We start from the raw sequence: 19,702 nt of genomic DNA, 5'->3' as shown, positions 1-19,702 counted from the left end.
ACACGGTCGCACGGCCGCGCCGCGCACGTCAGTCCGACGAGCCCGTGCCGCGCGGCCGCTCGATTCCGTACGCTTCCATCCAGCGATAGAGCGTGGCACGCGACACGCCGAGCTCGCGTGCAGAAGCGGCGACGCGCCCGCGCGTGCGCAGCAGCGCGGTTTCGATCGCTTCGCGTTCGATCGACTTGCGGATATCGGCAACGGACGGCGACGCCGCGTCGAGACAGTATTCGAGCTCGAGGTCCTGCGCGGTGATCAGGCGCCCTTCCGTCATCACGACCGCGCGCCGCACGCGGTTGATCAGTTCGCGGACATTGCCCGGCCAATCGTGCTTGTAGAGCGCCGTGATCGCATCCGTCGAGAAGCCGCGCACGCGATGGCGCGCGTCGCCACGAAAGCGTTCCAGCATGTGATGCGCGAGCAGCTCGATGTCCTTGCCGCGCGCACGCAGCGGCGGCTGATCGATGCGCATCACGCAAAGACGGTGGAACAAGTCCGCGCGGAAACGCCCTTCTTCCATCGCTTCGCGCAGGTCGACGTGCGTCGCGGAGACGATCCGCACGTCGACCGGCACCGGATCGCTGCCGCCGAGGCGATGAATCGCACGCTCCTGCAGGAAGCGCAGCAGGCTCGCCTGGCTCTCGTGCGGCAGGTCGCCGATTTCGTCGAGCAGCAGCGTGCCGCCGTTCGCGGCCTCGACGTAGCCGATCTTGCGTGCGTTCGCGCCGGTAAACGCGCCGCGCTCGTAGCCGAACAGTTCCGATTGCAGCAGGTGGGGCGGGATCGCACCGCAATTGACCGCGACGAACGGGCCGTTGCGCCGTTCCGAATGACGATGGATCGCGACGGCCGTCAGTTCCTTGCCGGTTCCCGTTTCGCCGAACACGAACACCGGTGCGTCGGTGCGCGCGAAGCGCCGCACCGTATCGAACAGCCGCAGCATCGCGCTGCAGGTGCCGACGATGCCGTGCTCCCGCGATTCGAGCGCTTCGCGATCGCGCGCGAACAGGCATTCCATTCCGTACGCATGGCCGACCGTATCGGCGATTCGTTGGTGCGACGCGGGCAACGTGATGTAGTCGAAGCAATAGTCGCGCAACAGTGCGCGCACGTTCGGCGACGCCGTCTGACCGGTTTCGACGAGCGCGACCCATACGACATCGCGCATCGACGCGCAGGTCGACGCGATGCTGCCGATCGCGTCGGCGTGGCCGCCGCTCAGGTCGAGGATGCCGCAGGTGATTTCGCCGGAGGTGTCGCGCAATTCGTTTGCGTGCGCAACGACCGTCACTTTCCAGTCACGCCGGGCAAGTTCCTTGCGCAGCATGACGGACGGCGACCGGGTCCAGTAAATCAGAGGACGCTGCCCGGTAGTCCTCCCCCCGCCGGCGCTCTTATCGCGCGTTATTGGCATATTCATAACGAACCATCACTTTCTCCACTCCGCGAACCGTTCGCGTGCGCTGCGGACGGCGGCGCATGGCCGCCTGTCCGCGCTGCGTTTCCGCAGCTTTGGCGAAGATCGAAACTGCACACGGCGAGAGCCCCCGGAGGTCGAGCCGGATGTCATCCGGCCTCGTTGTCATCGAACTCGAAGGGAACGCACGGCCGCGGGAGCCGCGGCGTTCCGGCTTTCATGCGACGCGCCGTCAGGCGGAGCACGTCGGCAAACGGGAATTCCGTCCGCATTTGCGTCGCGTCGTACACGACAGTCGCGCCCGATGCTGAACCGGATGGCCGCCAACCCGCTTTCGGAATGGTGACCTCATTTCATCCGCTCCTGAATTTACACCCCGTATCGAGATGCCCTTGTTACCAAAAGCTAAACATCGATTCAGCCGATTACGGTGCCGCTCCGCCTGCGCGGCGCGCGTTTAGCGACTCAGATTTGATTATCTACGACCATTCCCGTCAATCAGTGGCAAATCCCACTTTTCTGCAAGATCGGCCCCTCCCATTGCCCGCGATTCTCGCCTGAATCGCACAAAAAGTCCGCACAGCATGTTCCACACGTCGGTAATCGTGCGTCGCGCGCGACGCAGCATGACGCATCGAACGCGGGGAAACCGGGCTGTTCGTTACAACATCGTAACGAAGCAGCCGGCCGGACCATCCGTCTCCTGCCGCGATGCAGCATGACCGCCATGCCTGTCGCTGCCGACGTGCCGATGCGACAGGCACCGCGCTGGTGCAAGCCCGCATGCAGCCCGAAAAGAGTCGCGCAGCAATAAATGGCAAGTATGCGCGTGTTGACCGGCGCGTCGAAATGATCGCGGCCCGATGAAGGATGTGCGCACCGCGCGGAAACCCGCGATGCGATGGACGTTGGCTTGCGAGCGACAGCCGATCGCGAGGCGCGACCTGCCTGCCGTGAACGATCGCAATCTTCAAGTACGGCCCCGGTTCTTCAATCGCTTCGATGCGGACGACATCGCTGCGGATTTTGCAGCGGTGCGTCGCGACGATTCAATTATGGGAAAGCCGCCATACGGCCACCGTGTGCTACCGCACATTGCCCCGTTCGCGGCACGCGGCCCGTGTCGCGCAGCCGGCATCGGCCGCGCGAAACAGGAATAACGGGAGCGTGAGTACGCTTTCGAACAGACCACCGCGCGCCGCATCCGCATCATGGATATCGTCGAGCCCCATGGAACGAACGCGTTCATGCGGCACGGCGTGCTGAAGGCTTCACACGAGGACCGCATCATGGAATGGCATTGTTGTGAATTCGAACATCTTAGCCCGATCGATCTCTACGCAATCCTGCGCTCGCGAAACGCGGTGCTGGTGGTCGAGGACGCGCACACGCATCTCGACATCGACGGCAAGGATGCACACGCACTGCACGTGTTCGCGTGCATGCACAAGGGCGACACGACGGAAGTCGTCGCCTATGCGCGCGTCCTCCCCGGCGACGACGCCGATCCGGACGTCGTGATCGACAAGGTGCTGACAAGCGAGGCGTGTCGCGACGACCGCACCCTCGAACAACTGATGCAGCGCGCGCTCACGGCCGCGCAAGCCGCATGGCCCGACGTGGCTGTGCGCACGCACGTGCCCGCACAACGCCAGTCCTTCTACAAGCGTTTCGGATTCCGCAAGGCCTACGGCCCCTATCTCGAACAAGGCGCGCCGTTCGTCGGTCTCGTCCGGCCGGCAGACCGCGCCGCCGGCGCGCTGCGCCAGCTCCTGTCGCGGGCCATCTCCGCGCCGCGATCGCGAAACGAGGACGCGCGCGTCGACGGCCGCGCGCACAACCGGCTGTCCGCCGATACCGGAGCCAATCGATGAGCGCCACCCTTCGCCCGGTTCCCGAACCGGAGCTGCCCTGCATCCTGCCCGTCATTCTCGCCGGCGGTTCGGGCACGCGCCTCTGGCCGTTGTCGCGAGAGCAGTATCCGAAGCAGTTGATCGAACTGACCTCGAACGAATCGCCGCTGTCGTCGACCGCGCGCCGCCTGAACGGCATCGCGAACGCGGCACTCGGCGACACGCTGCTGCTCGTATGCGGCGAACAGCATCGCATCATGAGCGCCGCTCAGGTGGTCGGGCGCGCGGCGCCTCCCCGAATCCTGCTCGAACCGGCCGCGCGCAATACGGCACCTGCGCTGACGCTCGCGGCGCTCGACGCCAGTGCGCTTGCGGACGATCCCATCCTCGTCGTCATGCCGGCCGATCACGTGATCGGCGACGTCGCCGCATTCCAGGACGCGATCGGACGCGCGGCGCGCTACGCTCAGGAAGGCGCAATCGTCACCCTCGGCGTGCTGCCGCGCCGCGCGGAAATCGGCTACGGTTACATCCAGGTCGGCGAACCGCGTGCCGGTCGCCTCGGCGGACAAGGCGGCTATGCAATCGGGCGGTTCGTCGAGAAGCCGAACGCCGCACTCGCCGAACGCTACCTGCATTCGGGCGATTATTGGTGGAACAGCGGGATTTTCATCACGCGCGCATCGATCTGGCTGAAGGCCATCGGCGCGCTCGCACCCGACATCCATGCGGCCTGCGACGCCGCATGGCGCGCGGGCACCGCCGAGGATCCGTTCTTCCGCATCGACGCGGCGGCTTTCGACGCGTGTCCGTCCGACTCGATCGACTACGCGGTCATGGAACGTCTCGCGGAGAACCCCGAACTTGGCATCGACGGCATCGTGGTCCCGCTTTCCGCAGGCTGGTCGGACGTCGGCACCTGGGATGCGATCTGGGAAATCATGCCGAAGGACGATCACGGCAACGTCGCGCGTGGCCCGATCGTGTTCGAGGACACGCAGGACAGTCTCGTGCGCTCGGAAGGCCGGCTGATCGCGTGCGTCGGGATGAAGGACGTCGTCGTGATCGAGACACCCGATGCGGTGCTGGTCGCGAACAAGCACGACGTCCAACGCGTGAAGAACATCGTCGCGCGCCTGAAGACCGAGCAGCGCCCGCAGGCAAGCGAACACCGCAAGGTGCAGCGGCCGTGGGGACACTACGATTCGATCGATCTCGGCGAGCGGTTCCAGGTGAAGCGGATCGTCGTCGAGCCCGGCAAGCGATTGTCGCTGCAGATGCACTATCACCGTGCCGAGCACTGGATCGTCGTGCGCGGCACCGCGAAGGTCACCCGCGGCGACGAAACCTTTCTGCTCAGCGAGAACGAATCGACCTACATCGCCGTCGGCGAGGTTCACCGTCTCGAGAATCCCGGCCGGATTCCGCTCGAGATCATCGAGGTGCAGTCGGGCGACTATCTCGGCGAAGACGATATCGTGCGGTTCGACGATCAGTATGGACGGCCGGTCGTCGAGGCTGCGCGGCAGCGACCGTCGCTCGCCTCGCGCGAACCGGACGAGGAAGCCGCGGAACGCGACGTCATCCGGTAGGCGCATGCGAATCGCGGCGGCGCGCGTGACGATGACGGGCGCCGCCGCGCGAACAAGCGGCGGCGGTCCGTTCGCCGTATGTCGCCTCGGACCGGCGGCTCACGCGTCGCACCATCAGTCGATTCCGCCTTGCGACCAGCGCGCCTGCCTGACGGACTCGCGCACGCGCGGCAACAACGACGTATCCGCGCCGACCGCGTCACCCGCCACCGACGGCGATTGATGCCCGGCCGCACACTGCGTGCCCTTCGCCCGCCCTCCCGATGCCGTCGCCGGCCGGCTGGTCGCGCAATCGTGCGCCGGGTCGATCCGGACCGGCATTCCGCCGATCTCCGATAATTCGTTGTCCGCAAGACGCACGCCCGACACGTTTCCCCACAGACGAATGCCGTCGAATCGCGCATGCGATACGCGGTTGCCGATCACGGTCACGCGCGACACCGAACCCGACCAGGTGCTGACCTCGATCGCCGCCTGCTGTGTGATCGGGCGAGGATCGGGCCGGCCCTTCGCGGTCTGGATATCCGCGATCGAGTTGCTCTCGATGCGGATGTCGGACGAGCCGGCGGTGCGGTTGCTGTCTTCCTGCGCGACGAGAATCCCCGAGCTCACCTGCACGTTGCGCACGATGTTGTTCGAGATGGTGACGTTCGCGCCGCCGACCACCGTGATGCCCCGGCCCCACGGATTGCCCTCCAGCGAGTTGCCGGTAATCAGCACGTTGCGCGTCAGCACGCCTTCCGCCTGGTAACTCACCACGGCGATCATGTCGTCGCCGGTGCCGCGCACGACGTTGCCTTGCACGAGTATGTTGTGCGAGCCGTGCGTCATGTGAATGCCGTCCGCCAGCGTCGACAGCACCTCGTTGCCGACGATCGCGACGTCCGCGCCGCCGAACACGAAAATGCCGGCGCCGGCGCCGCCGTCGATCACGTTGTCGAGCACCTGCACGCCGCGCCCCGTGACCTCGACCTTCGTCGATGCGGGCGTCGTGAGCCGAGTCGTGCCGGTTCCCGCGAGCCGGAAGCCGACGAGTGTCGTACCGTCGCCGCGCATCTCGATCGTCTGGTCGTCGGGGGTTGTCGCGATCAGCGTCGCACCGTAGCCCGACAACACCACATTCGGCTGCCGCACGACCAGCGAACGGCCGATCACGTACCGCCCCGGGGCGAATATCAGTCGCTGGCCCGGCTGCAATGCGTCCAGCGCACGTTGCAGCATGTCGGCCTGATCCGCCGCGTTCGCGGCGGGACGCACGTACGCATCCGGTACGTTCGCATGAAGCGCACCGGGTGCGGGCGTGCCGGGCGCCGCCATGGCACTGCTCGGCCACGCCAGCCCGCCTGCCATGCACATGCCGGCGATCGCCGCGCATGCGAGGAACGGGCCTTGTGATCTATACATATCGAATCGACTCCCTCGAATGACTTCATGCGCGTCGGCTGGCGCATCCGAAAGCGGGATCCCAGCCGGATTGCCTGCTCGTGATACCGCCGAAGCAGGCGACGCGATACGTTCGATTAGATCATTCGAACCAGGTGCGTTTCGGTGCGTCAACAGACCAATGCATCCCTCGTGCGCGGCGTGCGCTCACGTACCGTTGATCATTCGTCGCGCCTCCCGTGATGCGAATCGCCGAACGGTAGGCTCGCGAACCGAGTGCACATCGGCGACGCGTATCATGGTCATCATGCGACGCGACCGCGCTGCGGCATAACCCAAAGGCACCGGCCGCTGCCGATCCGGCGTCGTGGTCCCGACGGGGTCCCATGCGCGCCGCACCCGCATCGTCCGCTCTTCGCTCGTCCAGAACCCGTTCATGACCGACCTGACCATCGCAATCTGCAACTACAACCATGGCGCTTACTTGCGTGACGCGATCGATTCGGCGCTCGCACAGACCGCGCACGGTGTACGCGTGCTGGTCGTCGACGACGGTTCCACCGACGATTCGCGCGACATCATTCGCTCGTACGGCGAGCGGGTGACGGCGGTGTTTCAGGAGAATCGCGGTCAGGTCGCCGCATACAACCGCGCGCTCGAGCACGTCACGACGCGCTACGTCATCCTGCTTGACGCGGACGACCTGCTCTATGACGACGCCGCGATCCGCGTGCTGGCCGCGTTCGCGTCCGGCGACTTCGTGAAGGTGCATTTCCGGCTCGACGTGATCGCGCGGGACGGTGCGGTGACCGGGGCAAGCGTGCCGCAGTCGGCCGTCGACACCGATTGCGGCCGACTGTTGCGCGCGGGCTGGCTGTACCCGTCACCGCCGGCATCCGGCAACGCGTATCGGGTCGATGCGCTCAAGCGCATCTTTCCGGTTCCCGTCACGCCGGACAATCTGCATGGCGCCGATTTCTACGCGATCTACGGTATCGCGTTGCTCGGCGCCGTGCACATGATCGATGCAACGCTCGGCGGTTATCGCGTGCATCAGCAGTCGGATACGCGGCCGGCCGAGGACACGCCGTCACTTGCCCTCACCAATTCGGAAGACGCCGCGACCGGCGCGCTGAAAGCTGAACGCCGTTGGTCGACGCTGCGCATGATCGCCGGCACGCGGCTGCACGAGACATTGCCGATCGCGCCGCTCGACTTCGCGATCGAGAAGGCCCGCTTCGCAAGCACGCTGTATCGCGCGCCGCTCGTGCGGCGCTGGCGCTGGTTCCTGTGCGAATCCGGGCGCTACTGGCAAACCGTGCTGCGCAATCCGTTCTGGGGTCCTGCCAAGAAGGTGGCCATCGCCGGGCTTTCACTGGCATGCCTGCTGCCGTCGGCAACGCTCAGCAATCGCGCGATTCACTACATCTCCAACCCTCTCGCACGCGTGCGCAAGTCATCCGGGCATCGCGCCGACGCTCGATAGTCGCGTCGGGCCAGCGCATCCAGCGCCAAATCGCTCCTTCGGTAAGCCATCGCACCCAGTGGGTCGCGCATGGGCTGCACAATGATCCGGACCAGTGGATTCACGCGCGCTGACCAGATCTCGCCGTGTTCTCTCCAGTCGTCGTAGTCGAACGCCGGCATCCGATGTTCGGAGGAATCCGGCCGACGCGTAGCGCGCCGCATGGATTCTCCGTACCGCATCGTGTTCGGTGCTCTCCGGCTACGTCTACCCGATATTGCATCGGCTGAAATCATCCGGCCGCCTCGCCAGCTCATACATGCGACCGCGACTCCAGGATCCAATGGTCAAGGACACCATGCATTTATCAATCAGGAATGCATAGTTTAACGAACCGGACACCGAGACCGCACGATTTGCAGGCGACTCATCGTCACGATGGGCGATGAGTGTGCGATCGGATCGCCAGACCCAAAGATGACCAAAGAAAAGATCGTTCATATTGCCGAGGCATTTGGCGGCGGCGTGCTTTCGATGCTGACCCATCTCGCGAACCATGCGGCGGCATCCGGTGTCGACGTGACGGTGCTGCATTCGATCCGACCGGAAACTCCGGCCGATTTTCCAACGCTGTTCCTGCCCGATGTGAAGCTCGTATACGTCGAGATGGCGCGCGAGGTGAGCATCAAACAGGATCTGCGGAGCTTGCGTGCGCTGATCCGGAACCTGCGCGACTGCAAGCCGACCGCGATTCATCTGCACTCGTCGAAGGCCGGCGTGCTGGGGCGAGTCGCCGCCCGGATCGCCGCACCGGACGCAAGGGTCCTCTACTCGCCGCACGGACTCTCGTTCCTGCGCCGAGACGTATCGCGCATGAAGCAATACGCTTATCTGAGCTTCGAACGCATCGCGGCGCATATCGGCGGAACCATCGTCGCGTGCTCGGGCAGCGAACTCGCCGAGATCAGGGGAAGAGTTCGTGCGAAGTCAGCCGTCCTGGTGGAAAACGGCGTGAATGCGGCGGAGATTCCGCTGCGTCGAACGCGCGACGATCGCAAGGTCGTCATCGGGATGAGCGGTCGGGCGTCGTTCCAGAAGAATCACGAAGCATTCGTGCGTCTGGCCGACGCGCTGCACGGCGCGGACGTCGAGTTTCTCTGGATCGGCGGCGACGCCGCCGAGATTCCGGACCCCCGCCAGCGCCGCGCTGTCGTCTGCAGCGGCTGGGTAACCCGCGCACGCGCGCTCGAGCTGACGTCGGAACTGGACATCTACGTCCAGACTTCCCGCTGGGAAGGCATGCCGGTCGCGCTGATCGAAGCGCAGGTCGCCGGCATACCGGCCGTGGTGACGGACGTCGTGGGCAATCGCGACGTGGTGATTCACGGCGTGACCGGCTACGTCGCGTCGAACGCCGACGAGATGACCGCATATCTGAGCCTGCTCCGCGACGACCGGCAGCTTCGCGAGGAAATGGGTGCGGCTGCCCGGCAACGGGCGATTCAGCGATTTTCGATGAACGCGATCTTCCGTCAGTGGCACGCCCTTTACGGACTCGACACCGACGAGCCGCGTGTCGACACGCGCGACTTCAAGCCGGTTGTTCCGGATCACGTCAAAGCCTGATTCCGAATTCGACATTCCCTTATCGACATGACCGCTTTCAAGAAATCGAAGCAACTCGTCTACAACGGCCGATTCACGACGCAAAAAACAACCGGCGTGCAACGCGTCGCGCGCGAACTGATCGCCGCACTGATCAAGTTTCAGCCGCAGGATCCGGTGACCGTTCTGGTGCCGCCGCAGCCGGGCGTCGAGGTAAGCGGCGCGAAGACGGTCAAGGTGGGGTTCTACAAGGGCGTGGTCTGGGAGCAGCTGATTCTCCCGCTATTCGCGCGCCGCGGCTGCATCGTCAATCTCAGCAATTCGGCATCCATTTTCATCGGCAACCAGATCATCTACATGCACGACGCGGCGGTGTTCGACACGCCCGCGCATTTCTCCAGGGCGTTTCGCGCGTGGTACCGGATCATGTTCTGGATCCTCGCGCGAACCTCCGTTTGCGTGCTGACCAACTCCCGTTTCTCGCGGGATCGCCTCGCGCATCACTGCGGCGTTTCCGCGGAGAAGATCAGCGTCGTGCCGCTCGGCGCGGATCACCTCGACGCCCTGGAACCGGACACGAGCGTGCTCGGTAAGCATGCGCTGACGCCGGAGCGGTTCGTGCTCGCGGTCAGCAGCATGAATCCCACCAAGAACTTCGGACGGCTGATCGCGGCGTTCCGGCAGATCAACGATCCGTCTGTCGATCTCGTCATCGTCGGCATGCAGAACGCCACCGTGTTCGGCAAGCAGGATCAACTCTCGGCAGCCGAGCCGAACATCAAGTACGTGGGCTACATCAGCGACGAGCAACTGAAGGCGCTGTACCAGAACGCGGCATGCTTCCTTTACCCGTCGATCTATGAAGGCTTCGGCATACCGCCGCTCGAGGCGATGCGATACGGCTGTCCTGTGGTGGTCGGCAAATCGGCCGCACTGCCGGAAGTCTGCGCCGATGCGGCGTTGTACTGCGATCCGTATTCGCAGGACGACATCGCGCAGAAGTTGCGGAGCCTGCTCGATTCCGCCGATCTCAGGGCCGAGCTCAAACGCAAGGGAAGCCTGCACGCGCAGAAATATCGCTGGAGCCGAAGTGCGGAGATGATGAAGGAGATCTTCGAGTCGCTGTAGGTCGATCGCGGCGTGTCGTCATCGGAAAACGTTCGATCGACACGCCCTTCTCTCATGCACCTCCCGGCGTCCCGATCGACACTAGCAGTTTCATGTAGTCGCGCCGCCACCGGCCGACATGCTCGGCGAATCGACGCAATTACGCGACGTTGACCGTGCTGCCGGTCGCGGCCCGTCGATTTCCGAACAGGCGCTTGCCGAGATACGACCTGATCGGCTCCTCGACGAATTTCGCGAGGACGGCAGCGGAGACGATCGAAACGCACGCCGCGAGCATCGCCGTTCTGACGACGTGGATGTCGCCATGCGGTGCATACGCGAACACCAGCCTTCCGATCGGGTAATGCACGCAATAGAGCGGGTAAGAGATCCAGCCGAGGAATGCACTGATACGGGCAATGACCCTGCCGCTCGGAGCCAGCGTGGCGCCCCGATAAACCAGCGCAGGCGCGACGAACCACAGCACGGCCAGCGCGTAAATTCCCTTGATCGACGTCGGAAACACGACAACCAGCAGGAAAGCGGCAAACAGCATGTAATCGTTCTTGATGAGCCCGACGACAAACCAGTGCGGCCTGGCCGAGAGACTGGCGTCGTGCATCTTCCCGATCGCCACTCCCAGCAGGAACCCGTAGCCGACCCTGAAGAACCCGCCGATGAAGTTATCGGCCGACCAACCCTGATTCAGGATGACGGTCAGCTTGTCGTTGTCGAGGCCCACGAGCCATCCATAAACGACGAAAGCGCCGAGACACGCATACGCCAGTCGCAGCAGATTCCGCGCATTCGTCCTGATCGCCGCGATCAGGACGACACTCGCGAACAGCTCGAAGAACAGCGACCATGCAGGCGGATTCAGAGGAAACACCCCCGGGTCATCGACCGCCGGCAAGCCGTGGTTCGCCGCGCCGACGAAGCCCGACACCGAGAAACGACCGAGATACGGAACGAGGAAATAGTTCTGGCCGGTGGCTGCCGCCAGGTTACCCAGCGAAAACGCAGCCGACGCGTGGATACGCATGACGACGAGGCTCACGAACCCGATCGTGAGCCCGAGGCATATCATCGGATACAGGCGTATCACGCGGCGCTTCAGATACTCGCCCCACCACGACTCCTGCCGCAATCTTTCGCCGTAAGAGTGCGTCAGGATGAATCCACTCAGCATAAAAAAAACGTCCACCGAAAGATACGCGCTCTGCAGTATCGGAATCGGCAGATCCTGAAGGAAATGCATGAACATCACGCTGATTGCCGCAATACCGCGCAATCCGTCCAGAATTTCAAACTTCTGCTTGTGAGTAGCCATGAAAAGTGGTGGCTCCGGGAAATATTGGTTTTGGGACCCGGCAATCTATGAAGCGGTCGCATGCCCCGTACCGCGCGACCCTTGCTGTTATCGCGACAACACTGGATCGATGTCCGCGGCGCGATTCCCGCGCGCGATGGCGCGCCTGCTTCCGTCTCCATCTGATCCGGCGCCGGCGGCCTCGGGCGCCGCGCGTGCCCGAACCTTGGCGAACCAGTGAAATACGGCGATGAGCAGTACGACCGGAACGAAATTCCGCCCGCCGAACAGGTTCGGAGTCCGCATGACTTCCATGACCGACACGAACAGCACCGCGTGTACGCAGCACCAGAAGCCGTTCCCGCTCCGCCAGCCCGCATAACTGCGGCCGACCGCCCAGCCGAGCACGAGCGCGTCGAACAAGCCGAACCAGCCCCACTCGTAGAAGTGAACGAAAATCCCCGACGGATTATTGAACTCCGGATCGGCGTAGCCGTTCAGGAACAGGTTGATGCTGTCTCCCGAGTCGAGCCACGGCTGCAACGTCGCGCCGATGATCGGGAAACGCAGCAGCCAGTCGAACGTGAACATCGGGTGGCCCTGGTCCCAGCCCAGCACACTCAGTATTCCCGCGCCGTTGTTCAACGACGTCGAGTAATACAGGCCGAGACGTTCGAGCGCGAAATCGAACAGGTTGTCGTAGATGTTGACGTAATAGGCTTCCCACGACCGGTTGTACTCGTTCGCGATGAACAGCCCGAACAGGAGCGGGATCGCCGCATACGGGCCGAACGTCAACAAGCGCGAGTACCTGCCGCCGAGGCGGAATCGCACGACCATGAGCGCAAGCGGCATCACCATTTCGATCAGCGCGAGCCGCTCGGCGAAGATGAAACTGCGCAGCAGTGTCAGTACCGCAAGCACGGCGAAGTAGATCTTGTAGCGATTCAGTCCCTTTACCGGGGTCCTGAACACATAGAAATACAGGACAACATACGGTGCGGTCGCCTGCGTGAACGTGCTGAGGCCCGTGATGCGACCTTTCAGATCGAGCATGTCGTATGCATTCGCTTCACCACGGACGAACGCGACCAGCAGTGCGGGATGCGTGACGATGCCGCTCAACAACAAGGCGTAGCCGAACAGCGCAAGCGCGAACACGAAATCGAGCACGCGAGGCGACAGTTCGACCTCGGCGGGCGGCGGGCCGCGTCGCGTCCGCACTTCGGTCGTCGCGAGCCACGACGCCGCCATCACCACCACCAGGAACAGCGCGCCGACGAACGCGTAGTAGCCGTCGAAGTAGATCCGCGCAATCGACTTCTGGTCACCCAGCAGGCTGAGCGACAGCAATCCGTACAACGGCAGGATGAAGATCAGCACGAGGCGCGCCGGATCTTCCCACCAATAGCCCGTATAACCGCCCGCGCCACCGCGCACGCGCGCCATCCTGCGCATCGTCGCCGGGCGCTGTCGTGGCTCGCCCCGTGCGCCGCCCGCTCGCCGGTTCATGACACCCGTTCCACCCGTTGCCGCGGCGCGATCACCCCAGCATATCCGGACGCGGCCTGATGCGTGTTCGTATCCGTATAGCCGTAGTCGTACCGTCCCGGCGCGCCCTTGTAATCGTTCAGGACCACACCGCGCACGTCGATATGCGCGTGTTCGAGCCGTCGCGCGCTTTCGTCGAGTTCGGCGAGCGTCGTCACGCCGCTGCGCGCGACGAGGAACACGGTTCCCGCGAGGCGGCCGAGCACCAGCGCATCGGCCACCGGCAGCAACGGCGGCCCGTCGATCACGACCATGTCGTAGCGCGATGCGACCTGCTCGATCAGTTCGGCGAGCGCGGGCTGCAGCAGCAGTTCGCCCGGATCGAGCACGACGCTGCCCATCGCGATGAAATCGAGACCCGGCACGACGCCGCGCTTGATCGCCTCGTCGAGCCTGTGGGTGCCTGCCACCACGTCCGACAGGCCCGGTGAGCGGCTATAGCGGAACCGCTCGTGCAGCGATCCCTTGCGCAGATCGGCATCGATCAGCAGGACTCGTCGCTTCGCCGCGCCGACGAGCGATGCGATATTCGCGGCGACGAACGACTTGCCGACGCCCGTCGTCGGCCCGGAGATCAGCACGACGGGATTCGACGCGCCCGGCATCGACAGTTGCAGCGCCGCGCGGAAATTGCGCAGGCTTTCGAGCGCCGCGTCCTGCACGGCCACCGGCGGAACCTGCGCGCGCGCGCCGCGCCGTCCGGCCTTCGGGCGCAATTCCGCTTGCGCCGCGGCCGGGCTGTGCGGCACGGTCGCGAACACGGGCAGCCCTGTCGTCCATTCGATTTCCTCGGCATCGCCGATCGTGCCGACGATGCGCTGCCGGACGATCACGATCGCCGCGCCTGCCAGCAGGCCTACCATCAGCAGGGCGATCACGGCGACCCCGCGATGCGGACCGATCGGCTGCTCGGCGACCTTCGCCGTATCGACGATCCGCACGGTGCCGGTCTTGCTGGCCCGCGCGAGGATCATCTGCTGACGCGTATTGAGCAGGTTCGTGTACAGCGCCGTGTCGACGGCCACATCGCGCTGCAGCTGCAGCACGCCCTGCTCGACGGTAGGCAGTTGCTGAATCTGCTTGCGTGTCGTGTCGAGCGAACGCTGCGCGTCGGAGAGCTGGGCATCGACGGCCACCACGGCCGGATGCTTCGGCATGAAGCGCGTCAGCAATTCCTCGCGCCGCTGCTGCAGCGTCTGCACGCGCGTCTCGATGTCGACCGACTGCTGGCGCAACGCCAGCGCCTCGTCGCTCGTATTGACCGTCCCGTGCGAGGCCCGGAATGCGTTGAAGCGGCTTTCCGCCTTTTCGAGCTGCGCCTTGAGCTGCGGCAACTGGGCGTCCATGAAGCGGATCAGCTTGTCGGCCGCCTCGGACTTGCGCTGCGTGTTCTGCGCCAGGTACGCGTCGCCGATCGCGTTCAGCACACGGCTGTCGTGTACGGGATCGGTCCCGTCGAGCGTCACGCCGACCATGTTCGACTGCTTGCCGCGCTCCGAGATCAGCGCGTTCTTCTGCAGCCAGGCCGTCGCCTCCTCGTCGCTGTAGCGCGTCAGGTCGAAGCGTGCGCCGGGCTTGCCGGCCACTCCGCGCACGAAGATGTCGAGCGGCCCCTGCGGCGTCTCGACATGCAGCGGCTGCCCGATGCGCCCCTGCCATGCCGGGCCGCTTCGGCCGAACCAGCCGGTACGCTGCAGCGTGTAGGCGCCGTCGTCGCCGACGGTCAGTGCGAACCGCTTGCCGAGAAGGCGCTTGGGCACGTCGAAGGTCGGCACGTCGATGCGCTCGGTGCCGTACACATAGCCGCCCGGCAACGGCGACGACACCCCGTCGGCCGCGTTCACGAGCCGCCAGCCGATCAGCGGCAGGTAGTGCGGCCGTGCGTCGACGGCCAGATTGGTGCTGTCGATCGCGCGATCGAGCACCGCGCGGGATTTCAGCACTTCGATCTCGGTCGACGCGTCCGTCTTCAGGTCGAACACCGACGACGGATCGCCTGTGGGCGACGTCGATTTCGAGTCGGTCGGGCTTTGCTCGACCTGGAACAGGATGTCGGTCCGGTAGACGGGAGCCGCACACAGCGCATACACGGCGCCGATGAGCGCGCCTGCGAGCGCCGTGCAAAGGATCAGGCGCCGGCCGCCGTACAGCATGCTCCAGTAGCGGCGCACCGGATAGGACGGCCGCAGGGCGGGCCCGCCGTGCGGGTCGGGCAGGGTCGAAGAAGTCATACGGCATCAGTCCCGTAGGCGCGACGCGCGGTCGCGATGACGAAATGGGTCACGAGGGTCACGGCGAAATCGCCTTGGCCGTCAGCGCGCCCTGCGCGGACGACGGAATCAACAGGTTGACGACACGGCTCCAGCGCACCAGCGACGACGCATCGACGAACACGACGTCGCGACGCTCGAGCGGAAACTGGTCGGCCAGCGCGAACGACGCGGGCGAACTGCCGTCGAGGTGGTACACCCGCGGACGGTTGTCCGGGCCGCGCCGCACGACGAACACCTGGCGCGCGTCCGACGTGTACTGGCTCGCGCCGCCCGTGTCGCCGAGCGCTTCGCCGAGGCTCATCCGGCCGTCGGTCAGCGTCAGCGTCGCGGGCCGCGACACCTCGCCGAGCACGAACACCTTCGCGTCGCTCGCCGCGCGCACGCGCACGAGATCGCCGTCGCGCAGCAGGATGTTCGACGGGTTCACGCCCGCGGCAATCAGCGCGGGCAGGCTCACGTTCACGGTCCTGTCGCCGCGCGTGACCGAGACCTGCGAGCGGTCGGCCGTCGGGGTGAAGCCGCCCGCGCGGTCGATCGCCTCGGGCAGCGTCATCGGCATGTCGTTGACGATCTGCAGACCCGGCGTGCGCACCTCGCCATCGAGATAGACACGCTTGCTGCGATAGGTCTGCACGCGCAGCGCGATCTGCGGCTTGCGCACGTATTCGCCGAGCCGCTTCGTCAGCAGCGCGCGCGCCTGCGCCTCGGTCAACCCCGCCACGTGCACGAGGCCGGCGTACGCAAACTGCACGTTGCCGTTGGCGTCAACCGTGTAACCGGTCGCAACCGAACTGGCGCCGACACCGTCGCCGCTCCCCGTCGTCTGCGTCGTCGGCAGATTCAACTCGGGGTGATCCCACACGACGATGCCGAGCACGTCGCCGGGGCCGATCGCGTACGGCTTCGGCTTGCCGAACAGTTGACGGATTTCCGCGTCGACATCGGCCGGCCGGCCCGCGTGCTGCTGCGCGACGAATGCCGGCGTGATTTCGATCAGCTCCTCGCTCGACACGTTCTGCACGCCGTCGAGGCCGCCCGAGCCCGACGCATCGGCGCTCACGCGCGCGTTCGCGTCACGGTCGGCAGGCGCCCGGTACGTCATGCCCGGCGACAGCACGCATGCGCTCAGCGCGCACGCGGCCGCCACGATCGCCATGCGCGACAGCCACGGTGCGCGACGGGTGCCGCCCGTGCATGGCCGCGGCGTCCCTGGCGTCGATTCGGGTTGCGTGGTGATTGACATCGTGCCCTTCCAAAACTGTGTGGTAACCCGCCGAACGCGGCGAATTCCGGCATTACGCTTGCCGGCGCGGCTCGCATCGCGGCGCCGCACCTCCCTCTACACCGCACGTCATTCCGTACGATTCGTCATGAACTGCTCTTCGTCGCTTTCGTCACTCGTCTGCATCGTCTCGGCCGGCATTGCCTGCGCCGTCAATGCGCAGACGTTGCCCGCCGTCCCGGCCGACGCGCCGGCGCTCGCATCGTCGGCGGTGCTTCCGCCGGCACCGCTGCAACGTTCGGCGCAAGCCGCCGCGACAAACGACGCCGCCGATCCCGCAGCAACCGCCTCCGGGGTCGCGACGCCCGCCTTCATGCGTCCCGCCGCCAGCGCCGCGGTCCAGCCCGACACGCGCGCCCGTGGCATGCTGCGCCGGCCGCTCGTGCCGGGGCGGCCGCATCGCTCGCGCGTGGCCGTTGCTCCCGCCGACGACGTATGGCGCAGCGACAGGTTGTACGAGTCGCCCTACGCGAAGTCGCCCTATGAGCAACCGGATGTTCCGGACTGACGCATCCCGGCCGGTCATGTCGCGACGTGACCGGCGATGCGCCGATACGGGATTGGACACCACGGCGAACGGCGCGTCTGTGAGGGACCCCACCGAACGCCGATCTTCATATGTAACGGGGATCGCACCCCGAAGCGCCCGACGCGTACGACGCCGCACGCATCACGACTGGCCGACCGACACGCTCGCGTACGATCGCGCGGCCGCTTCGGGTGTGGCCGGATCGGCGACGCGCGCGACCGGCCGGGCCGCGTCGCGGCCCAGCGCCTGCATGCACCGGTCGATCACGATGTCCGTGCCGACCGCGCCGTACACCGCATGGTCGACCTGCGGCTCGAGGTGCAGACGCACGTGACGCGAGCGCCGGAACGCACACTCGATTGCGCCGAAGTGACGCCGGACATCGTCGATGCCGGGATCGAGCGCGCCGTATACCAGCGTCGTCCATACGTCGCGCCGCGCAAGCTCGTGCATCACGCCGCGTGGCGTGCCGATGCCCGGCTTCCAGCCGACGCGCGCGGCGAGTTCCTTCACCGGCACGCTGACCCGCGCAATCGCATTCGCGGCGACGGCCCGCACGATGGGCCGCAGGTCGCGCCGTTCGCGCACGAGACGCTTCCACTTCTGCCAGTCGCGCACCGACAGCCAGTAGCCGCGCACCGAGTTGTTCCGCTGCTTCTGCACCACCTCGAGCGAGAGCCCGGCGGGCCAAACGAAGCGGGCGAGATTGATCGCGATCACGCCGCCGAGCGACGGTGTCTTCACGGCCGCATGCAACGCGGCATAGGCGCCGGAACAAATGCCGGCCGCGGCGACCTCCGGGTGACCGAGCGCGCGCAGCCAGTCCGCGGCAGCGGCCACGTCGTCGCTCGACTGCGCCGAATACACGACGCCCGACTGATCGTCCAGCGCAGCGGGCCCGCTATCGCCGACGCCCTGCACGTCGATCCGCAACGTCGTCACGCCGGCGCGTGCCAGCGTGCGCGCGAGGCGCACGCTGAAGCGCCCTTCGCCGCTGCGCGGATTCGTCGACGTGTTCGCGATCACGACCGCCGGCCCCACCGGATTCGTCGGCCGCGTGTCGGCGGGACGGCATAGCACGCCGACCAGCCGGTCCGGACCGACCGCGACGACCTGCTCGGTCATGTCGTGCAAGTCGAGCGCGACGGCCGATTCGCCATTCCACGCCGGATCCGCTCGCGACGGCGTCTCGACGCCAGTCGCCATACCCGGCGCGCGTGCGACGATCCAGTTCGCGAGTGTGTCGATCGCCGCGAGCGGCAGGCGCGAGCGCGTGCCGTCCAGCATCGTCGTCGGCCATTCGCGGAACGGATCGCTCGCCACGTTCACGCCGCGCTCGAGCAACGCTTCACGCAATGCGGGCCCGTCGCCCTGATCGGGCTGGATCAGCAACATCGCGCCGGGCAACGTCGGCGCATCGCGCACGACGTCGCACAGATCGACCGCCTTCAGCGCGTCGACGAAATCGGCGGGAAAGCGGTGCCCCAGCACGTTCATGCACGGTTCGTCGCGATGCGCGACGCGGATGGCGGGCGACGTGGTATCGAGCCACTGGCGATGCACGAACGACAGCTCGCGCAGGTAGGCGCGGCCGCGCACCACGGGCGCCAGCGCCACCAGTGCGTCGACACGCGGCGCCGGGCGCGGGCCGAAACCCGCGGCGGCCAGCATCGCGAACAGCGCGCCCGCGCGGATCCCGACGAGCGTCAGCGCGGTGACGCCGGCCTGATCGCGCAGCAGGTCAATCGCGTCGTGAATGCTGGCGATGCTCGCGGCATGTCGACCGGCATCGCGATCGTCGCCCGCCGAGTCGCCGGTGCACGGATAGCTGAATCGCAACACCGTGACGCCCTCGCGGGCCAACCGCTCAGCGATCGCCCGCATGAGCTTGTGCGTCCATGAAGCTTCGTGACCCAGCGATTCGCACAGGATCACGCCTCGTGTCGTCTGTCCTTCGTGCAGCCACCCCACGCAGCTGCCGAACGTTATCGGCTTCAATCGGTACTCCTCGGATCGGTATTTGTTATCGGATGCGAACGCGCGTTCCGGCGGCTCCACCGGAATCGGCCACTCCACGATCATGTGACTGCGCGACAAGCACGGCCTTCAGGCGACAGACCTTCGCCGCGCCCCTGCGCGACTCGTTCGACCTTCGCCATGCGTTGTCCCGGTCCCGCTGCGGCAGGTTGCCGGCCTGAGTCGTCGTCAAGCCTTTCCGCCGCGAACCCAAACAGTCGTTCGATTAGAGCACTCGGCCCGAGCATTCTTCGGTGCGCCAGCTTACAAATGCATTCATCACTGCGGCGATACAACGAGGCGCGCGCGGTCGCGATTCG

Annotated in this window: 14 protein-coding genes; 7 read left to right on the top strand and 7 right to left on the bottom strand. The window is 65.8% G+C overall.

Features of this window, described 5'->3' with window-relative positions:
- Positions 1 to 28: 28 nt before the first annotated feature.
- Positions 29 to 1,420, bottom strand: coding sequence for a sigma-54 dependent transcriptional regulator (locus WS46_RS07270; RefSeq protein ID WP_059525160.1), 1,392 nt, complete (start codon positions 1,418 to 1,420; stop codon positions 29 to 31).
- Positions 1,421 to 2,280: 860 nt separating this feature from the next.
- On the opposite strand from WS46_RS07270, the gene WS46_RS35955 reads away from it, so the two are divergent.
- From WS46_RS35955 to WS46_RS07260, 3 genes are all read left to right on the top strand, one after another.
- The gene (locus WS46_RS35955; RefSeq protein WP_059525158.1) at positions 2,281 to 2,577 is read left to right on the top strand and encodes a hypothetical protein; all 297 of its coding nucleotides are present in this window, start codon (positions 2,281 to 2,283) and stop codon (positions 2,575 to 2,577) included.
- A gap of 129 nt (positions 2,578 to 2,706) precedes the next feature.
- The gene (locus tag WS46_RS07265) at positions 2,707 to 3,291 is read left to right on the top strand and encodes a drug:proton antiporter (protein ID WP_059525690.1); all 585 of its coding nucleotides are present in this window, start codon (positions 2,707 to 2,709) and stop codon (positions 3,289 to 3,291) included.
- The gene (locus WS46_RS07260; protein WP_059689952.1) at positions 3,288 to 4,862 is read left to right on the top strand and encodes a mannose-1-phosphate guanylyltransferase/mannose-6-phosphate isomerase; all 1,575 of its coding nucleotides are present in this window, start codon (positions 3,288 to 3,290) and stop codon (positions 4,860 to 4,862) included. Before WS46_RS07265 ends, WS46_RS07260 begins: the two co-directional genes overlap by 4 nt.
- Before the next feature lie 114 nt (positions 4,863 to 4,976).
- Here WS46_RS07260 and WS46_RS07255 read toward each other — a convergent pair whose 3' ends face one another.
- The gene (locus WS46_RS07255; RefSeq protein WP_059689951.1) at positions 4,977 to 6,266 is read right to left on the bottom strand and encodes a nitrous oxide reductase family maturation protein NosD; all 1,290 of its coding nucleotides are present in this window, start codon (positions 6,264 to 6,266) and stop codon (positions 4,977 to 4,979) included.
- A gap of 415 nt (positions 6,267 to 6,681) precedes the next feature.
- On the opposite strand from WS46_RS07255, the gene WS46_RS07250 reads away from it, so the two are divergent.
- The 3 genes from WS46_RS07250 (at position 6,682) to WS46_RS07240 (ending at position 10,443) form a co-directional block, all read left to right on the top strand.
- The gene (locus WS46_RS07250) at positions 6,682 to 7,731 is read left to right on the top strand and encodes a glycosyltransferase family 2 protein (RefSeq protein ID WP_059689950.1); all 1,050 of its coding nucleotides are present in this window, start codon (positions 6,682 to 6,684) and stop codon (positions 7,729 to 7,731) included.
- Positions 7,732 to 8,187: 456 nt separating this feature from the next.
- A complete protein-coding gene (locus WS46_RS07245) occupies positions 8,188 to 9,336 on the top strand; it encodes a glycosyltransferase (RefSeq protein WP_059689949.1) in 1,149 nt (382 codons plus the stop codon).
- Between the two features lie 27 nt (positions 9,337 to 9,363).
- A complete protein-coding gene (locus WS46_RS07240; RefSeq protein ID WP_059689948.1) occupies positions 9,364 to 10,443 on the top strand; it encodes a glycosyltransferase family 1 protein in 1,080 nt (359 codons plus the stop codon).
- 139 nt (positions 10,444 to 10,582) lie between these two features.
- Here the strand turns inward: WS46_RS07240 and WS46_RS07235 are convergent, their stop codons facing one another.
- The 4 genes from WS46_RS07235 to WS46_RS07220 form a co-directional block, all read right to left on the bottom strand.
- Positions 10,583 to 11,752: an acyltransferase gene (locus WS46_RS07235; protein WP_059689947.1), complete on the bottom strand. Its 1,170-nt coding sequence runs from the start codon at positions 11,750 to 11,752 to the stop codon at positions 10,583 to 10,585.
- A gap of 87 nt (positions 11,753 to 11,839) precedes the next feature.
- Positions 11,840 to 13,243, bottom strand: coding sequence for an oligosaccharide repeat unit polymerase (locus WS46_RS07230; protein ID WP_059689946.1), 1,404 nt, complete (start codon positions 13,241 to 13,243; stop codon positions 11,840 to 11,842).
- Entirely contained in the window at positions 13,240 to 15,513 is a 2,274-nt protein-coding gene (locus WS46_RS07225) for a polysaccharide biosynthesis tyrosine autokinase (protein WP_059689945.1), read from the bottom strand. The genes WS46_RS07230 and WS46_RS07225 overlap by 4 nt, the downstream gene beginning before the upstream one ends.
- A 58-nt stretch (positions 15,514 to 15,571) precedes the next feature.
- Positions 15,572 to 16,798, bottom strand: a complete 1,227-nt coding sequence (locus WS46_RS07220; RefSeq protein WP_059525140.1) for a polysaccharide biosynthesis/export family protein — start codon at positions 16,796 to 16,798, stop codon at positions 15,572 to 15,574.
- Between the two features lie 127 nt (positions 16,799 to 16,925).
- On the opposite strand from WS46_RS07220, the gene WS46_RS35110 reads away from it, so the two are divergent.
- The gene (locus WS46_RS35110; protein ID WP_059689944.1) at positions 16,926 to 17,345 is read left to right on the top strand and encodes a hypothetical protein; all 420 of its coding nucleotides are present in this window, start codon (positions 16,926 to 16,928) and stop codon (positions 17,343 to 17,345) included.
- Between the two features lie 162 nt (positions 17,346 to 17,507).
- Here the strand turns inward: WS46_RS35110 and WS46_RS07210 are convergent, their stop codons facing one another.
- A complete protein-coding gene (locus WS46_RS07210; RefSeq protein ID WP_059690210.1) occupies positions 17,508 to 19,364 on the bottom strand; it encodes a serine aminopeptidase domain-containing protein in 1,857 nt (618 codons plus the stop codon).
- Positions 19,365 to 19,702: the final 338 nt, after the last annotated feature.

Origin of the sequence: Burkholderia sp. RF4-BP95, assembly GCF_001521985.1 — a bacterium.
Taxonomy (GTDB): Bacteria; Pseudomonadota; Gammaproteobacteria; order Burkholderiales; family Burkholderiaceae; genus Burkholderia; species Burkholderia diffusa.
This window is presented reverse-complemented; position numbering and strand designations above follow the sequence as displayed.

Coding starts and splice junctions, on each gene's coding strand:
- WS46_RS07245 (WP_059689949.1), top strand. CDS start 8,188: ATGACCAAAGAAAAGATCGTTCATATTGCCGAGGCATTTGGCGGCGGC.
- WS46_RS07235 (WP_059689947.1), bottom strand. CDS start 11,752: ATGGCTACTCACAAGCAGAAGTTTGAAATTCTGGACGGATTGCGCGGT.
- WS46_RS07230 (WP_059689946.1), bottom strand. CDS start 13,243: ATGAACCGGCGAGCGGGCGGCGCACGGGGCGAGCCACGACAGCGCCCG.
- WS46_RS07255 (WP_059689951.1), bottom strand. CDS start 6,266: ATGTATAGATCACAAGGCCCGTTCCTCGCATGCGCGGCGATCGCCGGC.
- WS46_RS07225 (WP_059689945.1), bottom strand. CDS start 15,513: ATGACTTCTTCGACCCTGCCCGACCCGCACGGCGGGCCCGCCCTGCGG.
- WS46_RS35955 (WP_059525158.1), top strand. CDS start 2,281: ATGAAGGATGTGCGCACCGCGCGGAAACCCGCGATGCGATGGACGTTG.
- WS46_RS07260 (WP_059689952.1), top strand. CDS start 3,288: ATGAGCGCCACCCTTCGCCCGGTTCCCGAACCGGAGCTGCCCTGCATC.
- WS46_RS07270 (WP_059525160.1), bottom strand. CDS start 1,420: ATGAATATGCCAATAACGCGCGATAAGAGCGCCGGCGGGGGGAGGACT.
- WS46_RS07265 (WP_059525690.1), top strand. CDS start 2,707: ATGGAATGGCATTGTTGTGAATTCGAACATCTTAGCCCGATCGATCTC.
- WS46_RS07250 (WP_059689950.1), top strand. CDS start 6,682: ATGACCGACCTGACCATCGCAATCTGCAACTACAACCATGGCGCTTAC.
- WS46_RS07220 (WP_059525140.1), bottom strand. CDS start 16,798: ATGTCAATCACCACGCAACCCGAATCGACGCCAGGGACGCCGCGGCCA.
- WS46_RS35110 (WP_059689944.1), top strand. CDS start 16,926: ATGAACTGCTCTTCGTCGCTTTCGTCACTCGTCTGCATCGTCTCGGCC.
- WS46_RS07240 (WP_059689948.1), top strand. CDS start 9,364: ATGACCGCTTTCAAGAAATCGAAGCAACTCGTCTACAACGGCCGATTC.